We start from the raw sequence: 16,027 nt of genomic DNA on the forward strand, positions 1-16,027 counted from the left end.
TGGTCGTTCGCTCCTGTGGCAGTCCGCGGAATGCAAGCACCGTGCCAAGCGGGAATAGCGTTCGGAATCACGCAGTTGGTCATCGGGCTCGCGACACAGACCCGTGGAACGCGCCAAGGCTTGGGAATTTTCGCCAACCCGGGTAAAGGTCGTCCGTGCCTGCCAAGCCCACCCAGCTCGTCGGCCAGTCCTCGGCCTTCCTGGACGCCCTCGAGCGCGCGAGCGCCGTCGCCCAGCTCGATCGCCCGGTGCTCGTCGTCGGCGAGCGCGGGACCGGCAAGGAGATGATCGCCGAGCGTCTCCACCGCCTCTCGCCGCGCTGGGAGGAGCCGCTCGTCGCCCTCAACTGCGCGGCGCTGCCCGAAAGCCTCATCGACGCCGAGCTGTTCGGCTATGAGGCAGGCGCCTTCACGGGGGCCACCCGGGCGCGCGGCGGCAAGTTCGAGGAGGCCGACGGCGGCACCCTGTTCCTCGACGAGATCGGCACGCTGACTCCGGCCGGCCAGGAGCGGCTGCTGCGCGTCATCGAATATGGCGAGCTCATGCGCCTTGGCAGCAGCCGGCCGCTTTCGGTCGACGTTCGGGTGGTGGCCGCCACCAACGAGGACCTGCCCGCGCTTGCCGCGCGCGGCCGGTTCCGGGCCGACCTTCTCGACCGGCTCAGCTTCGAGGTCATCACCCTCCCCCCCCTGCGCCACCGGCGCGAGGACATTCCGCTGCTCGCCGACGCCTTCGGGCGGCGCATGGCAAGCGAGATCGGCTGGAGCGGCTTTCCCGGCTTCACCCGGGCGGCGATGGATGCGCTGCTTGCCCACGACTGGCCGGGCAATGTGCGCGAGCTGCGCAACGTGGTGGAACGCGCCGTCTACCGCTGGGCCGAACCCGACCGCCCCGTGGGCGCGATCGCGCTCGACCCCTTCGCCAGCCCCTGGCGCCCGCAGTCGAGCCTCCGGGAAGCGCCAGCCGCCGGAAACGAGGACGGGGCGGTGCGGCTTCCCGCCGACTTCCGCGCCTCGGTCGCCGCGCACGAGCGGCGCCTCCTCGAGGCGGCGATGACCGAGGCGCGGCACAACCAGCGCAAGGCCGCCGCGCTCCTTGGGCTTTCCTACGATCAGCTCCGGCACGCGCTCCGGCGGCATGAGCTTCTGAGCGGCGGGGCGGCGCCGCCGGCCTGACGGAACGGCCGCACCCGGCCTCCGCCCGAACGGGGCCCGGCGCCAGCGCTCAGGCCTCCGCGTCCTCCTCCGCAGCGGGTGGGTGGAGCCGAAGCCGCTCGAGCCTGCGGTCGTCGCCCGCGAGGATCTCGAGGACCCAGCCGTTGGGAAGCGCGATCCGCTCCCCGACCGCCGGCACGCGGCCGGCAACCAGCACCGCAAGCCCGCCAAGCGTGTCCACCTCGTCGGCCAGCTCTTCGGCAGTGAAGGTCACGCCGAGCCGCTCCTCGAGCTCGTCCAGCGGAAGGCGCGCGTCGGCCTCGAACCCGCCCGCCACCTCCCGGAGCGGCTCGGGCTCGGCCTCGTCGTGCTCGTCCTCGATGTCGCCGACGATCTCCTCGACGATGTCCTCGATGGTGACGAGCCCGTCGGTGCCGCCGAACTCATCGACGACGATTGCCATGTGAGTCCGCGTGCGTCGCATGTCGGAGAGGAGGTCGAGCGCGGGCTTGCCGGGCGGCACGAACAGCACCGGCCGCCTGAGCGGGTCGACGGTTGCCGGCGGCGGGCCGGCGCCGGCGAGGATGGCGAAGAGATCCTTCAGGTGGACCATGCCGGTCACGTCGTCGAGCGAGCCGCGGTAGAGCGGCACCCGGGTGTGGCCCGTCTCGCGGAAGAAGGCGACCGCCTCGGCAAAGCCGGTCCCTTCGGCCAGCGCGTCAATGTCGGAGCGGGGAGTGGCGATGTCGGCGGCGGTGCGGTCCCCGGCGTCGAGCATGTTGCGGAGCATCTCGCGCTCGCCGGCATCGAGGTCGTCGGCGGCCGCCGTCTCCTCGACATGCTCCTCGATTGCTTCCTCGAGACTCTCGCGCAGACTCGCCTCGCGCCCGCGCGACGGCAGCAGGGCCTTCAGCGCCTGCCACAGGCGCGGCGGCGCGGGCGGACTCGAAGGGTCTCCCATCAGCCGCGCGCCTCCGCGCGAGCGTAGGGGTCGGCGATGCCCAGGCCGGCAAGCACCCGCCGCTCGATCGCCTCCATCGTCTCCGCCCGGTCCTCGGCCTCGTGATCATGGCCGAGAAGATGGAGCGTGCCATGAACGAGGAGGTGGGTGACGTGGTCGGCAAGAGGGATGCCGGCCGCGGTCGCCTCAGCCGCGCAGGTCTCGAAGGCGAGCGCAAGGTCGCCAAGCAGATGGGTTCCCTCGGGCGCCTTGACGAGGGCGCGGAGCATCTGTGCGGAGAGCATCGGGAAGGAGAGCACGTTCGTGGGCCGGTCCTTCCCCCGCCAGTCCCGGTTGAGGGCGCGCACCTCGGAATCGTCGGTGAAGAGCACCGAGACCTCGAGATCGAGCGCAGGTGCCGAAAGCAGATCGCCGAGGCCCGCGCCCTCGAGCGCGGCCGCAACCGCGCGCCGGGCAATCGCCTCGGGCGCGACCTCGGCGTCCCAGTTGCCCCCGAGCACCTCGACGGCGACGTCAAGCACAGGGGGCCTCAGGCACCGGGGCCCTCGTAGGCCTCGACGATCCGCCCGACGAGCGGGTGGCGGACCACGTCCTTCGCGCCGAACCTGACCGTGCCGATTCCCTTCACTGCCTCGAGCCGGCGCACGGCATCGGCAAGGCCGCTGCCCGAAGGATCGGGCAGGTCGACCTGGTTCGGGTCCCCGCAGATGACCATGCGGCTGCCTTCGCCGAACCGGGTCAGGAACATCTTCATCTGGAGCGGCGTGGTGTTCTGCGCCTCGTCGAGGATGATGAAGGCATGCGAGAGCGTGCGCCCGCGCATGAAGGCAAGCGGCGCAATCTCGATCTCGCCCGAGGCAATCCGCCGCTCCACCTGCTCGGACGGCAGCATGTCGTAGAGGGCATCGTAGAGCGGGCGGAGATAGGGATCGACCTTCTCGCGCATGTCGCCGGGGAGGAAGCCCAGCCGCTCGCCGGCCTCGACGGCCGGCCGCGAGAGGATGAGCCGGTCGACCGAGCCGGAGACGAGCTGGGAGACGGCCTGGGCGACGGCAAGGTAGGTCTTGCCGGTACCCGCGGGCCCGAGCGCGAAGATGATGTCGGTGCTGGCGAGCGCCTCGACGTAGCGGGCCTGGGCGGCGTTCCGCGCGAAGATGGTCTTGCGCCGCGTGCGGATCGCAGGTGTCTCGCCCGTCGAGCCGGGAAGCAGGCCCTCGAGGGAGGGGGAATCCGTGGCGGCGATCGCAGCCTCCACGTCGGCGGGCTCGACCTGCTGGCCCCGCTCGAGCCGGCCGTACAGCGCGAGCAGCACGTCGCGCGCGCGGGCAATCGCGGCGGGCTCGCCCTCGACTGCCACCCGGCTCCCGCGGGCAGCGATGTAGACTCCGAGCCGGTTCTCGAGCGTGATGAGGTTCTGGTCGAACTGGCCGAAGAGCGCCCCGAGCAGGTTCGCCCGCTCGAACTCGAGCTCGACCCGTGCGCGGGGGGCGACCTCTTCGCTCCGCTGCGGAAGAGCCGGCCTGCCGGGCGGGCGCTTCATGCCGCCCGGCGGGCCAGCGTGCGCCCCGAAAGGCTGTTCGGGCCGGCCGCAGTGATGGCCACCGGCACGAGGGCCCCGGGCGCAAGGGAGGAGTCCTCCACCACCACCGACTGCATCCACGGCGATTTGCCGATCCACTGCCCGGGGTGGCGGCCGGGTTTCTCGACGAGGATCTCCGTCTCCGAGCCGACATGCGAACGGTTGAAGGCAAGCTGCTGGCTGGCAAGCAGCTTCTGGAGCCGCTCGAGCCGTTCGGCGGCAACGCCGGCGGGCACCTGGCCCGGGCGCTCGGCGGCCGGCGTGCCCGGTCGGGGCGAGTAGCGGAAGCTGTAGGCCTGGGCGAACCCCACCTCCTCCACGAGCGCGAGGGTCTCCGCGAAGTCCTCCTCGGTCTCGCCCGGAAAGCCGGTGATGAAATCGGAGGAGAGCGCGAGATCGGGCCGGGCGCGGCGGAAGGCTGCGACGAGGTCGAGGTAGAATTGCCGGCCGTGCTTCCGGTTCATGGCCGCGAGGATGCGGTCGGAGCCGGACTGCACCGGCAGGTGCAGGAAGGGCATGAGCGCGGGAACGCGCCCATGGGCGGCAACGAGAGCGGGGGTCACGTCGCGCGGGTGGCTCGTCGTGTAGCGCAGCCGCCGGAGCCCGGGAAGCGCCGCAACCTCCGCCAGGAGCCAGGCAAAGTCCCGGCCTTGGTCAAAGGGTTCTGCCCACGCGTTCACATTCTGTCCGAGCAGAGTGAGCTCGACCGCTCCGCTGGCGATAAGGGCGCGCGCCTCGGTGAGGATGTCGGCGGCCGGCCGCGAGGCCTCCGCCCCCCGGGTGTAGGGCACCACGCAGAAGGTGCAGAACTTGTCGCAGCCTTCCTGGATGGTGAGGAAGGCGGAGGCGCGGCGGCGCGGCGTGCGGGCCGGCAGGTGCGCGAACTTCGCCACCTCCGGCATGTCGGTGTCGATAGCAGGGCCCGATCGGGCGCGGGCCAGCAGCTCGGGCAGGCGGTGATAGGCCTGCGGGCCGACGACCACGTCGACCGCGGGCGCCCGGGCGCGCACCTCCTCGCCTTCCGCCTGGGCAACGCAGCCTGCAACGACGACCGTTGGGCGCGCCCGTCCTTCGGCTTCGGCTGCGGCGCGGATCCTCCCGATGTCCGAGTAGAGCTTCTCGGTTGCCTTTTCGCGGATGTGGCACGTGTTCAGGATCTCGACGTCGGCAGGCGCTCCTTCGCTGGCCGGAGCAAGGCCGGAGGCGGCAAGCAGCTCGGCCATGCGCTCGGAGTCGTAGACGTTCATCTGGCAGCCGTAGCTGCGAATGGCGAAGGTGCGGGGGCTCACGCGCGCCCCTCCGCGTCGCCGCGAACGAGGCGGCGGTAGCTCGCACCGATCACGGCCTCGCAGTGGCGGGCGAGGGCCTTGCGGTCGGGGAAGTCGGCCGGCCGGACGGGGGGATGGCACAGGATCTCGGCGCGGACCCGGCCGAGCCGGCTCACGTCGAGCGCATGCGGGGCAAGCTCCATGTCGCCGATCCAGGCGAGCTCGAGGAGGCGGTTGCGGGTGAGCGGCAGGCCGTTCAAGGCCGTGTAGGCGATGGTGACGGGCTGGACCCTCGCCTCGCCCGCGAGTTCGAGGCCCGCGAACAGGGTCGACTTGAAGGGATAGATGCGCACCCCGTCGTTCGACGTGCCTTCGGGAAAAAGGATGACGTTGCCGCCGGCGCGCAAGCGTTCCGCGACGACCCCGGCCTGAACGGCTGCGCGCGAGCGGCGCTCGCGCTCGACGTAGATGGTCTCGCGCAGGCCGGCGAGCAGATTGACGAGCGCCATCCGCCCCACCTCGTGCTTGGCCACGAAGGCGCCGTCGAGACGCGAGCCGAGCACGAGGATGTCGAGCCAGGAGAGGTGGTTGGCCACGTAGAGGACACCGCCGGAGGCAGGCTCGCCGCGCATCAGAACCTCGACCCCGAGCGCACGGGCGAGCACGCCGCAGTAGAGGCTCGGGATCCGCGAACGAGCGCCCGGCACGAAGTTCCGCAGCGCGACATAGGCGGGCACGAGCGTGCCGGTTGCTGCAATCGCACCTGCGAGCGTCTTGACCGGCCCGGAGGGGCGAAAGGGGGGTGCCCGCCGAGGCCTACGGGGCGGCGACGCTCCGGGCATCACAGCCGGCCGTTGCCTGAGGCGCGCCGACAGCATGGCGGGCGGCATGCGCAGCTCAGCCCTGCTCCTTCCGCTTCACGCCGTAGAGCTCGAGCCGATGGTCCACCAGGCGATAGCCGAGCCGCTCGGCAATCTCGGCCTGCAGCGCCTCGATCCGCTGGTCGGTGAACTCGATCACCTCTCCCGATTCGATGTCGATCAGGTGGTCGTGGTGCTCTTCGGGAGTTGGCTCGTAGCGCGATCGGCCGTCGCGGAAGTCGTGGCGCTCAAGGATCCCGGCATCTTCGAACAGCCGAACGGTGCGATAGACGGTGGCGATCGAGATGCCCTTGTCGATGGCCGAGGCCCGGCGGTGGAGCTCCTCCACGTCCGGATGGTCCTGCGACTCCGACAGAACCCGCGCGATCACCCGGCGCTGTTCGGTGATCCGGAGCCCCTTGGCTTGGCACAGGGCCTCGATGTCGATCGTTCCCGGCAAGACGAGCCGCACCCGTTCCAGAGAAGGGGCAACGCCCCTGCCGCGCCGTTCGCGGCAGGCGTCTTGATAGCCTCGCGACACGGCGGCGGCAAGGCGCGACCGACCGCCAGGGCCGGCCGCCCATGCTTTCAGCCGCCCCCTACTTCCGGCGGCCCGACGTGCGGCTGGTCCCGAGACCGATCTGCTTGGCGAGCGCGCGCCGCGCCTCGGCGTAGTTGGGAGCCACCATGGGGTAGTCGGGCGGCAGGCCCCACTTCGCCCGGTACTGCTCAGGCGTCATGCCGTAGGCGGTCTTGAGATGCCGCTTCAGCATCTTGAGCTTCTTCCCGTCTTCCAGACAGACGATGTAGTCCGGCTTGACGGACTGGCGGATCGGAACGGCGGGTTCGGCCTTCGGCTCCGGCGCGGCCTGCGGCCGGGCAAGTGCTGCCAGCGTGTTGTAAACGCTCTGAATGAGCTGCGGCACGTCGCCGACGGACACGCTGTTGTTGGCCACGTGACTCGACACGATGTCGGACGTCAGGGCGAGGAGGTCGTTTTCACCGATCGCTTCGGACATTTGCTGCTTTCCATCGAGACCGCGCGTCATGCGCTGGGAACGGAGCGTTCCACGGGGCAGACTCGCACCGCAGACCCGCCCCGTCCTTGCTCCTGCGCATCATTGACGCCGGATTGCAAGTCCTTTCGCAATCGCTGACTGTAGCCATGCAGAGAAGTCAGAGCCTATTCTGCGGTCATGCAAGCGATCGACTGAGGGTGATGGCGTTGGCAACCTCTCCTGCTACCGACCTGTAATAGAATGGCCTTGTCCCGACAGGTTCGAAGCCGAGCGACCGGTAGAGGCTGCGCGCGGCGCCGTTCGACTCCCGCACCTCGAGGAACATCCGCCGCGCGCCCATCCTCCGGGCCTCGGCCATCGCTGCGGCCACCAGCGCCGAGGCAAGCCCGGAGCGGCGGTGTGCCGGAAGCACGGCACAGAGCAGCAGCTCGGCCTCCCCGGCGAGCGCGCGGGTCAGGGCAAAGCCCAGCAGCTCTCCTGGCCCGCCGCGAACCACCAGCAGGAACACGCCGGGGTCGGCAAGCGCGCGGGCGATCTGGCCAGCACTCCACGCCTCGCGGAAGCGCGGGTCGAACGATGCCCGGGACAGCCGCTCGACGGCCGCGGCGTCCGCTGCCGTGCCAGGCTCCACGGCCGCCTGCTGGTCACGGGCGGTTGCCATCATGCAACCTCCCGTGCCTCGTGCGCGCGGACGTAGCGCGGCAGTGGCGGGCCGAGCCGGCCCTCCGGTACAAGGCCGCCGAAGCGGGCCCGCGGCTCCCGCTGCAGCGCCGGCACCCCCAGCACTTCGAGACCGGAGCCGGTCATCGCATGCGGCCAGGCGACAACCCGCGCCCGCGCCGCCTCGGCCGGCAGCGCCTCGGCAGGAGCAAGCGGCACGAAGTCACGAAGCGGCTCGAGCCAGATCTGCCCGCGGGGGGCAGCAAGGACCACGAGGAGGGGCTCCGTCATCCCGCTTGCCTCGGCCTCGGCGGCCACGAGCTGGCTCGAGGAGACCCCCCGCACCGGCACACCCCAGGCAAGCCCGAGCGCGCGCGCTGCCGCAATCCCCACCCGGAGGCCAGTGAAGCTGCCCGGCCCTGTCTCGACCCGCACCTCCGCTGGCCGGCGCTCGCCTGCGAGAAGGTCCTGCAGGGCCGGGACCAGCGCCTCGGCGTGGCCGCGCGCCAGCGGCTCATGGTGCTCGCCAAGCACGTCCGCGCCATCGACCAGCGCCAACGAGAGGGCGTGGCCGGTGGCGATGACGAGAACCGGCCCCGCACCTCCTGGTGCCGATGCCGTCAGAGGATCCGGCATGCCTCGGCGAAGGGGAGGCGCGGTGCGCGCGGGAAGACGTTCTCGCCGGTGCCGTGGCCGATCGCGCAGAGGAAGTTGGTCTCGACCGTGGTGCCGGCCCAGAAGGCGGCATCGACCGCTGCCTTGTCGAAGCCCGACATCGGCCCGCAGTCGAGCCCGAGCGCGCGTGCCGCCATGATGAGGTAGGCGCCCTGGAGGGAGGCGTTCCGGAACGCGGTCTCGCGGATGAGCTCGGGGTTGCCTGCGAACCAGCTGCGCGCATCGGTATGCGGAAACAGCTCGGGAAGCCGTTCGTGGAACGCGAGGTCCATGCCGATGATGACGGTGACCGGCGCACCGAGGATCTTCGGCCGGTTGGCGTCCAGCGCGCAGGCGGCAAGGCGCGCCTTCGCCTCCGGACTCTGGCAGAAGAGGAAGCGGGCCGGCGAGCAGTTCGCAGACGTGGGGCCGAGCTTCAGGAGATCGTAGAGCGCCTCGAGCGTGCCCTCGGGCAGCGGCTCCGGCCGCCAGACATACTGGGTCCGCGCCTCCCGGAACAGCTGGTCGAGCGCCTCGTCTGCAAGCGGCGCCGCCACGCTCAGACCGCCCTCACTTCGACCACTTCCGGCACATAGTGCCGGAGCAGGTTCTCGATTCCGCCCTTGAGCGTGGCGGTCGACGAGGGGCAGCCGGCGCAGCTGCCCTGCATGTGGAGGTAGACGACACCCCGGTCGAAGCCGCGGTAGATGATGTCGCCGCCGTCGCCGGCGACCACGGGCCGGATGCGCGTGTCGAGGAGCTCGCGGATCTGGGCCACGATCTCCGCATCCTCGGGGTTGTCGAAGGTCTCGGCCTCCGCCGTCTCGCCCACCACGAGCGGCGCGCCGCTGGCGAAGTGATCGGCGAGAATGCCCAGCACCTCGGGCTTGAGGGCCGCCCAGTCGGCGCCGCCGGGCGCCTTCGTCACCGTCACGAAGTCCTCGCCGAAGAACACGCGCTCGATATCACCAAGCGCGAAGAGCGCGCGGGCAAGGGGCGAGACCTCGGCGGCCTCGGGCGAGGCAAAGTCCAGCGTGCGGCTGCCGGCCACCAGTCGGCCGGGCAGGAACTTGAGCGTTGCCGGGTTGGGCGTGGTCTCGGTCTGGATCAGCATGGGCGGCGTCCTCTGCGTGAGCGTGTCATGTGGCGGAGCGCGACGCGCGCTTCAAGCCTCGCCGACTGCGCGTCTGATGGCGCGGGCAAGACAGTCAGCGGCCCGCGTCCCGAGCTCGGCCACGAGGACGGGCGGAACGGCAGCCGGCGTCTCGGCCGCCGTCGAGAGGGCGAAGACCGTGTCGCCGTCGAAGGGCGTGTGGATGGGCCGGATCGCCCGGGCAAGCCCGTCATGCGCCATGAGCGCCAGGCGCCGCGCTGCTGCCCGCGTGAGGGGCCGGTCGGTCGCCACCACGGCAAGCGTCGTGTTGGCAGGGGCAGCGCCGGCCTCGAGCGCCGCCATGGGCCGGCCCTTTGGCATGGGCACCGGCCCGGCATCGGGCGGCGCCCCGGCGCAGACCTCGCCGAAGCTGTTGACCGCGACCAGCGCCACCACCTGCCCCCCCGCATCGAGGGGGGCGGAGGCCCAGCCGAAACCGCCCGGGCGGCTTCCGGCGGTGGCGCCGAAGCCGGCGCCCACCCGGCCGATCGCGGGCTCCGGACCGGCGGCAACAAGCGCCGCGCGGGCAAGCCGGCGGTAGGGGGGCTCCGGCCCCTCGGCCCGGGCGAAGGCCTTGTCGCCGCCGTTCAGGAGATCGAACAGGATGGCGGCCGGCACCACGGGCACGTGAAGCGCGGCTGCGCCCTCCCCCAGCGCAAGCCCCCTGCCCTGCCGCGCCAGCGCAAGCGCCACCTCGTCGGCAGCGGCAAGGCCAAACACGCTTCCGCCCGCGAGCACCAGCGCGTGGGCGCGCTCGACAAGGTTTTCAGGGCTAAGCGCGTCGGTCTCGCGGGTTCCCGGGCCGCCGCCGCGCACGTCGACGGCCATCACCGCGGGCCGGTCGGGCAGGATCACGGTGACACCGGTGCGCGCCTCCGGGCAGTGGGCGTGCCCGACGGCGAGCCCCTCGAGCCAGGCGTCGGTCACGGCTTCAGGAAGCCGACGGCGGCATGCACCTCGGCCAGCGTCCGCGCAGCCACCGCCCGCGCGCGTGCGGCACCTTCGGCCAGCACGGCATCGATCCGCTCGGGCTCCGCAAGAAGCATGCGCAGGCGCTCCGAGACCGGCGCGAGCTCCGCGACCAGGGCGTCGGCCAGCACCGGCTTCAGGGCCGCAAAACCCTGGCCGGCGAACTCGGCGCACACCGAGTCGGCCGAACGGCCGGTCAGCGCAGCAAGAATGCCGACGAGGTTCTGCGCCTCGGGCCGGCCCTCGAGCCCGGCGGCGGCGGCGGGCAGTGGCTCCGGGTCCGTCTTCGCCCGGCGGATCTTCTGGCGGATCGCGTCCGGCGTGTCAGTGAGATTGATCCGCGACTGGTCCGACGGGTCGGACTTCGACATCTTGGCCGTGCCATCGCGGAGCGAGCGGATCCGCGGCGTCTCGGGCGGGATGATCGGCTCGGGCGGAACGAAAAGCTCCACCCCCATGTCGGTATTGAACTTGATGGCGATGTCGCGGGCAAGCTCCAGATGCTGCTTCTGGTCCTCGCCGACGGGGACGTGCGTTGCCTTGTAGACGAGCACGTCGGCGGCCTGGAGCACCGGGTAGGTGAAGAGGCCGACGGATGCCCCCTCGCGGTCCTTCCCCGACTTCTCCTTGAACTGGGTCATGCGGTTCAGCCAGCCCATGCGCGCCGTGCAGGAGAGAACCCAGGCCAGCTCGGCATGCTCGGCCACCTGCGCCTGGTTGAAGAGGACGGAACGCTGGGGGTCGATCCCGGCGGCGATGAGGGCGGCGGCGATCTCGCGGGTGGCGCGGCGGAGCTCGGCCGGGTCGTGCGGCACGGTGATGGCGTGGAGGTCGGCGATGAAGAAGAAGGCCTGGCCGCCGGGCTCCAGTGCATTCTGCATCCGCACCCAGTTGCGGATGGCGCCCAGCCAGTTGCCGAGATGGAGCCGGCCGGTGGGCTGGATACCCGAGACGATGCGCATGGACCTTCCTTGGTGACCTTCCCTGGTGGCGGCCTCAGCCGGTGGCGGCCGGGCGGCGGAGCGCGGCGAGAAGCGCGCGCGGCTGCCAGGCGCCGATCGCGCTGCCGAGACCGAGGTAGACGATGGCGCCGCCACCGACGAGGGCGAGCATCGCTGCCGCGCGCTCGGGCGCCGTGCCGGCGGCAAGCGGCATGAGCGCAGGCGCGGCGAGCAGAAGCAGGGCTGCGACTGCGGCGGCGGCGACGAGCATGCGCGGCAACGCCCGGCGAAACGCGGCGTCGGGCACGAGGCGACCCTTCCGGGCAAGCCCGCGGGCAAGGAGCGCCACGTTCAGCCATGCCGAAAGCGCGGTCGCAAGCGCGATGCCGACGTGCTGGAACGGCCAGATGAGGACGAGGTTGCCGACCAGGTTGGCGGCGATGGCGACGAGAGCGAAGCGCATCGGCGTGCGCGTGTCGCCGCGGGCGTGGTAGCCGGGGGTGAGCACCTTGACCAGGATGTAGGCCGGAAGGCCGAGCGAGAAGGCGGCAAGCGCGCGTGCCGCCATCTGCGCGTTCTCGGCCGTGAAGCGGCCGTGCTGGAAGAGCGCAGTGATGATCGGGTGGGCGGCCACCACGAGGGCGGTTGCCGCCGGGAGCGCGAGAAACAGCGCGAACTCGAGCGCCCGGTTCTGCTGGTGGAGCGCGGCCTCCTCGCGGCCGGCGCCGATGAGGCGGGCGAGCGTGGGTAGCAGCGCCACCCCCATGCCAACCCCGATGAGACCGAGCGGCAGCTGGTTCAGCCGGTCGGCATAGTAGAGGTAGCTGACCGAGCCTTCCGCGAGCAGCCGGGCGGCCAGCATGGTCGAGACGAGGAGGTTGAGCTGGGTGGCGCCAGCCCCGAGGGCGGCAGGCCCGATCCGGCGCAGGAGGGTGCGCACCTCCGGCGAGAGCCGGGGCAGGACGAGCCGTGGCGCCATGCCGGCGCGGCGGGCGAAGTGGAGAAGCCAGAGGAACTGGAGCACCCCGGCAACCGTCACGCCTGCGGCAAGCGCGCGGGCGGTTGCGACGCTCGTTTCCCCGCGGAACAGGGCGAGCGTGGCAATCAGGGTGAGGTTGAGAAGGATGGGCGCCGCCGCCATGGCCGCGAACCGGCCGACCGCGTTCAGGATGCCGCCGAGCAGCGCCACGAGGGACACGAGCATCAGGTAGGGGAAGGTGAGGCGGGTGAACTCGACGGTCAGCGCAAGCTTTTCCGGCCCGGCATCGCGGAAGCCGCCGGTCATGGCCCAGACGACCGGGCCGGCGGCCGCCAGCATGAGGGCGGTGAATCCGAGGAGGATCGGCAGCAGGAAGGCAAGCGCCTGCTCGGCGAAGGCGCGGGCCGCGCGGCCGCCATCCTCCCGTCCGAGCCGCTCGGCCGCCATGGGCACGAAGGCGGCGGAAAAGGCGCCCTCGGCAAAGAGCGAACGGAACAGGTTGGGCAGCCGGAAGGCGACGAGGAAGGCGTCGGCCGCAAGCCCGGCGCCGAGGAAACGCGCCATGAGAAGGTCGCGGGTGAAGCCCAGGATCCGCGAGACGAGGGTGAGCGCGCCGACCATCGAGGCCGCGCGGATCAGCGCCATCGCCGGCCGCTCCCGTGGCCCGCGCAGGTCAGGCGTTGCCGACGACGCCGCCTTCGCCGGCGCTGCGCCGGGCCTCGAGCTGCTGGATGTAGAGGCCGCCGAAGTCGATCGGGTCGAGCATGAGCGGGGGGAAGCCACCGTCGCGCACGGCATCCGCGATCACCCGGCGGGCGAAGGGAAAGAGGATCCGCGGCGCCTCGACGAGAAGGAAGGGCTCGATCGCCTCGCGCGGCGCGCCGGCAAGCCGGAACAGGCCGGCGTAGAGCAGCTCGACCGCGAACAGGGCCTGGTCGCCCTGACCCCTGGCACTGGCCGAGATCCGGAGCTCCACCTCGTACATGTCGTTCTCGCCCGCCCGGGCATTGACGTTCACCGAGACCTCGAGCTTGGGCTGGCCCTGCCCCTGGAGCGAGGCCGGCGCATTGGGGTTCTCGAACGAGAGGTCCTTCACATATTGCGCGAGAATCCCGGCCTGCGGCGTCAGGTCCGCGCCGTTCGCAAGCGCCTCGGCGTCTTCTGGCGTGATGCTGGCCATGCGGCCTCCCGTCCTCGCGTTCCTCGATCGCTGGCGGCGCTAGCAGCAGGGTCCCGCTGCGGCAAGCGGCCCCCTCGCCCTTTTCTCCCTGTCCCCCCGCCCTATCTTGTGCCAAGGTGTTGCAACCCGTCGGGCCACCGAGCGCGGGCGGGTCGCGCACGCGGCGCGCGAAGCGTGGAGACGGATGGCAGGGCACAGGGCGAGATGCAAAGCGGGCTCATCGAGATCATCTTCCTGGCCATGCTGGCGGGCTTCATCGGCCTCCGGCTCTACCAGGTGCTCGGCCGTCGCACCGGTCACGAGCGCCCGGTGGCCGACCCGTTCCGCGCCGGCACGGCCGAAGTCGCGCACCCGTCGGCCGCCGGCTCGGCGCGTGAGCCCGAGCCGCTGCAGCTCCCCGAGCTGCCAGCCGACCTCGACCCGAAGGTGCGCGCCGGTCTCGATGCGATTCGGCGTGCGGATCGCAGCTTCGACGTGGAGCAGTTCATCGCCGGCGCTCGCGGGGCCTACCAGATGATCCTCGAGGCCTTCTGGCGCGGCGACGAAGCGGAGCTCGCCGAACTCGTCTCCGACGACGTCTTGGAGAACTTCCGCCATGCGCTCGCCGAGCGGCGTGCGGCAGGGCTCACCCTCGAGAACCGCCTGCTCGAGGTGGACCAGGTGCGGATCGTCGATGCCCGGATGAACGGCTCCATGGCGGAGGTCACCGTCCAGTTCGACGCGGAGATCGTGGCGGTCACGCGAGACGCCACGGGCGCCATCGTCGACGGCAACCCGGATGCAAGCGTCGAGACGCACGATGTCTGGACCTTCAGCCGGCATGTGGCGTCGCCCGACCCTGTCTGGCTCGTCGTCGGCACCGACATCGCCGAATAGACGCGCCCATGCGGCGCGGGCTGGCAGTGGCGCTCGGCTGCGCGCTTGTGCTTGCAGCCTGTGCCAGCCGGAAGATGCCGGCGCCCGCGACTTCCTTCGCGGACGCGGGCGCGGCCGGGGCACTCGAGGCCTTCCGCGCCGCCTGTGCCCGCCTGCCCTCCTGGCGAGACCCCTCGGGCCTGACCCGGCCGGCCGACTGGCTTGACCCCTGCCGCGAGGCCGCAACCGTCACGCCTGCCAGCTTCGACCGGTTTCTCGCGGAGCGTTTCCGCGAAGTGCGGCTCGGCGAAGGGCGCGGCCTTGCAACCGGCTACTACGCCCCGGTCTTCCCCGCCCGTGAACGGCCGCGACCGGGTCTCGCTCCGGTGCTGGCACCCCCTGCGGGCCTCGACTGCACGAAAAGCCCCTGCCCCACCCGGGCCGGGATCATGGCCGGCGCGCTCGCCGGCCGGGCCGAGCCGCTGCTGTGGATGGACCCGGTCGACCTCTTTTTTCTGCAGGTCCAGGGCTCGGGCCTCGCCCGGCTGCCGGACGGGCGCCAGGTAAAGCTCGGCTTTGCGGGCCACAACGGCCACCCCTATGTCGCCATCGGGCAGGTGCTGAGAGAGCGCGGCGCCATCCCGCCGGGAAGCGGCATGGCCGGGATCCGCGCCTGGCTCGCCGCCAACCCGGCCGCGCGCGACGCGCTGCTGGCCATGAACCCGCGCTACGTCTTCTTCCGCCGCCTGCCGGAGGACGCGCCCTTCCCCGTGGGCACGCTGGGGAGCCAGCTGGTGGCCGAAGCGAGCGTCGCCGTCGACCCGGCGCAGGTGCCCCTCGGCGCGCTCGTCCGGCTCGAGACGCGGCTTGCCGATGGCACGCCGTTCCGGCGGCTGCTGGTCGCCGCCGACACGGGTGCTGCCATCCGGGGCGCAAACCGGTTCGACATCTACTTCGGCGAGGGCGAGGCCGCCGGGCGGCGGGCCGGGGCCCAGCAGGCGGAGGCGACGGCAACGCTCCTGCTGCCGAGAAGCGTGCCATGAGCCGGCGGCTGACGGCAGAGGAGCTCGCGCTGTGGCGGCAGGTGGCAGCGACGGTCAGGGCATGGAAGCCGCTGCCGGAGGTGCTCGACCCACCGGAACCGCGCCCGCCTGCCCGGCCCGACCGCGCCGGCGTGGGGGCAAGAAAGGCGCGGGCCGGCCCGGCCGGGCTGGCGCCGGCAAGGCCGCAGCGACCCACCGAGACTCTGGACGCAAGCTGGGACCGGAAGCTCGCCTCCGGGAAGGCCCGGCCCGACCGGGTGATCGACCTTCATGGTCATACGCGGGAGGAGGCCAGGCTGCGCCTTGAGCGGACCGTGCGCGCCGCCGCCGATCGGGGCGAACGGCTCCTCCTTGTCATCACCGGCAAGGGCGGCACGCCCGGCCCGGCGCCGGCGGACCTGATGGGAGACCGCCCCGGGCGCGGGGCCATTCGTGCGGAACTGCCGCGCTGGCTCGGCGCGCCCGAACTTTCCGCGCGGATTGCGGCGGTCAGGCAGGCCCCGGGCCGGCAGGGCGGCCCGGGGGCTGTCTGGCTGGTGCTCAGGCGCGCGCGGGCGCGAAGCGACGCCGGCGGGCGGTGACGGAACGGAGCTGCCGCAAGCATCGCAGAGGTGGGGCGTTCACGCTTCGGCCAGCCGGCCGGTCCGCATATTCCGGCAGCGCATGGCAGGGGTGGCGGGCGCCTACGCCATGCGACGGTCGTCAAGGCCTGCGCCAGCGCTTGCGACACCCTCGGTCGCGTGCTAGCGCGC

19 protein-coding genes are annotated in these 16,027 nt (G+C 72.0%); 4 read left to right on the forward strand and 15 right to left on the reverse strand.

The genetic code is table 11. The features are described from left to right. The first annotated feature begins 155 nt into the window (after positions 1–155). Entirely contained in the window at positions 156–1,175 is a 1,020-nt protein-coding gene (gene pspF, locus H3H34_RS04080) for a phage shock protein operon transcriptional activator (protein ID WP_194743929.1), read from the forward strand. Between the two features lie 49 nt (positions 1,176–1,224). On the opposite strand, the gene H3H34_RS04085 is transcribed toward pspF, so the two are convergent. The 15 genes from H3H34_RS04085 to secB form a co-directional block, all read right to left on the reverse strand. After that, the gene (locus tag H3H34_RS04085; RefSeq protein ID WP_194743930.1) at positions 1,225–2,115 is read right to left on the reverse strand and encodes a hemolysin family protein; all 891 of its coding nucleotides are present in this window, start codon (positions 2,113–2,115) and stop codon (positions 1,225–1,227) included. After that, positions 2,115–2,636: an rRNA maturation RNase YbeY gene (ybeY, locus tag H3H34_RS04090; RefSeq protein WP_194743931.1), complete on the reverse strand. Its 522-nt coding sequence runs from the start codon at positions 2,634–2,636 to the stop codon at positions 2,115–2,117. The genes H3H34_RS04085 and ybeY overlap by 1 nt, the downstream gene beginning before the upstream one ends. 8 nt (positions 2,637–2,644) lie before the next feature. Next, positions 2,645–3,655, reverse strand: coding sequence for a PhoH family protein (locus tag H3H34_RS04095; protein WP_194743932.1), 1,011 nt, complete (start codon positions 3,653–3,655; stop codon positions 2,645–2,647). Then, positions 3,652–4,983, reverse strand: coding sequence for a tRNA (N6-isopentenyl adenosine(37)-C2)-methylthiotransferase MiaB (gene miaB, locus H3H34_RS04100; protein ID WP_328831179.1), 1,332 nt, complete (start codon positions 4,981–4,983; stop codon positions 3,652–3,654). Before miaB ends, H3H34_RS04095 begins: the two co-directional genes overlap by 4 nt. Continuing rightward, a complete protein-coding gene (locus H3H34_RS04105) occupies positions 4,980–5,699 on the reverse strand; it encodes a lysophospholipid acyltransferase family protein (RefSeq protein ID WP_207790731.1) in 720 nt (239 codons plus the stop codon). Before H3H34_RS04105 ends, miaB begins: the two co-directional genes overlap by 4 nt. A 160-nt stretch (positions 5,700–5,859) precedes the next feature. Continuing rightward, positions 5,860–6,282: a Fur family transcriptional regulator gene (locus H3H34_RS04110; protein WP_194744120.1), complete on the reverse strand. Its 423-nt coding sequence runs from the start codon at positions 6,280–6,282 to the stop codon at positions 5,860–5,862. A 139-nt stretch (positions 6,283–6,421) separates the two neighbouring features. Further along, positions 6,422–6,841 (reverse strand): MucR family transcriptional regulator, encoded by a 420-nt coding sequence (locus H3H34_RS04115; protein ID WP_194743934.1) that lies wholly within the window; start codon positions 6,839–6,841, stop codon positions 6,422–6,424. 175 nt (positions 6,842–7,016) lie between these two features. Further along, a complete protein-coding gene (locus tag H3H34_RS04120) occupies positions 7,017–7,502 on the reverse strand; it encodes a GNAT family N-acetyltransferase (protein ID WP_194743935.1) in 486 nt (161 codons plus the stop codon). Continuing rightward, the gene (gene tsaB, locus H3H34_RS04125) at positions 7,502–8,137 is read right to left on the reverse strand and encodes a tRNA (adenosine(37)-N6)-threonylcarbamoyltransferase complex dimerization subunit type 1 TsaB (RefSeq protein WP_194743936.1); all 636 of its coding nucleotides are present in this window, start codon (positions 8,135–8,137) and stop codon (positions 7,502–7,504) included. The genes H3H34_RS04120 and tsaB overlap by 1 nt, the downstream gene beginning before the upstream one ends. After that, complete coding sequence (locus H3H34_RS04130) at positions 8,122–8,712, reverse strand: malonic semialdehyde reductase (protein ID WP_194743937.1); 591 nt, start codon at positions 8,710–8,712, stop codon at positions 8,122–8,124. The genes tsaB and H3H34_RS04130 overlap by 16 nt, the downstream gene beginning before the upstream one ends. A 2-nt stretch (positions 8,713–8,714) precedes the next feature. After that, positions 8,715–9,269, reverse strand: a complete 555-nt coding sequence (locus tag H3H34_RS04135; protein ID WP_194743938.1) for a NifU family protein — start codon at positions 9,267–9,269, stop codon at positions 8,715–8,717. A gap of 51 nt (positions 9,270–9,320) precedes the next feature. Next, entirely contained in the window at positions 9,321–10,235 is a 915-nt protein-coding gene (locus H3H34_RS04140; RefSeq protein ID WP_194743939.1) for a P1 family peptidase, read from the reverse strand. After that, positions 10,232–11,239 (reverse strand): tryptophan--tRNA ligase, encoded by a 1,008-nt coding sequence (gene trpS, locus H3H34_RS04145; protein ID WP_194743940.1) that lies wholly within the window; start codon positions 11,237–11,239, stop codon positions 10,232–10,234. The genes H3H34_RS04140 and trpS overlap by 4 nt, the downstream gene beginning before the upstream one ends. Positions 11,240–11,273: 34 nt before the next feature. Beyond that, the gene (murJ, locus tag H3H34_RS04150; RefSeq protein WP_194743941.1) at positions 11,274–12,842 is read right to left on the reverse strand and encodes a murein biosynthesis integral membrane protein MurJ; all 1,569 of its coding nucleotides are present in this window, start codon (positions 12,840–12,842) and stop codon (positions 11,274–11,276) included. 28 nt (positions 12,843–12,870) lie between these two features. After that, positions 12,871–13,377: a protein-export chaperone SecB gene (gene secB, locus H3H34_RS04155; RefSeq protein ID WP_194743942.1), complete on the reverse strand. Its 507-nt coding sequence runs from the start codon at positions 13,375–13,377 to the stop codon at positions 12,871–12,873. A 204-nt stretch (positions 13,378–13,581) separates the two neighbouring features. Between secB and H3H34_RS04160 the strand changes: the two genes are divergently transcribed. The 3 genes from H3H34_RS04160 (at position 13,582) to H3H34_RS04170 (ending at position 15,856) form a co-directional block, all read left to right on the forward strand. Then, positions 13,582–14,253, forward strand: a complete 672-nt coding sequence (locus tag H3H34_RS04160) for a Tim44/TimA family putative adaptor protein (RefSeq protein ID WP_194743943.1) — start codon at positions 13,582–13,584, stop codon at positions 14,251–14,253. 74 nt (positions 14,254–14,327) lie between these two features. Then, positions 14,328–15,275, forward strand: a complete 948-nt coding sequence (locus H3H34_RS04165) for an MltA domain-containing protein (protein ID WP_194751848.1) — start codon at positions 14,328–14,330, stop codon at positions 15,273–15,275. Beyond that, positions 15,272–15,856 (forward strand): Smr/MutS family protein, encoded by a 585-nt coding sequence (locus tag H3H34_RS04170; protein ID WP_194743945.1) that lies wholly within the window; start codon positions 15,272–15,274, stop codon positions 15,854–15,856. Before H3H34_RS04165 ends, H3H34_RS04170 begins: the two co-directional genes overlap by 4 nt. Positions 15,857–16,027: the final 171 nt, after the last annotated feature.

The organism is Thermaurantiacus tibetensis (assembly GCF_015354055.1).
GTDB lineage: Bacteria > Pseudomonadota > Alphaproteobacteria > Sphingomonadales > Sphingomonadaceae > Thermaurantiacus > Thermaurantiacus tibetensis.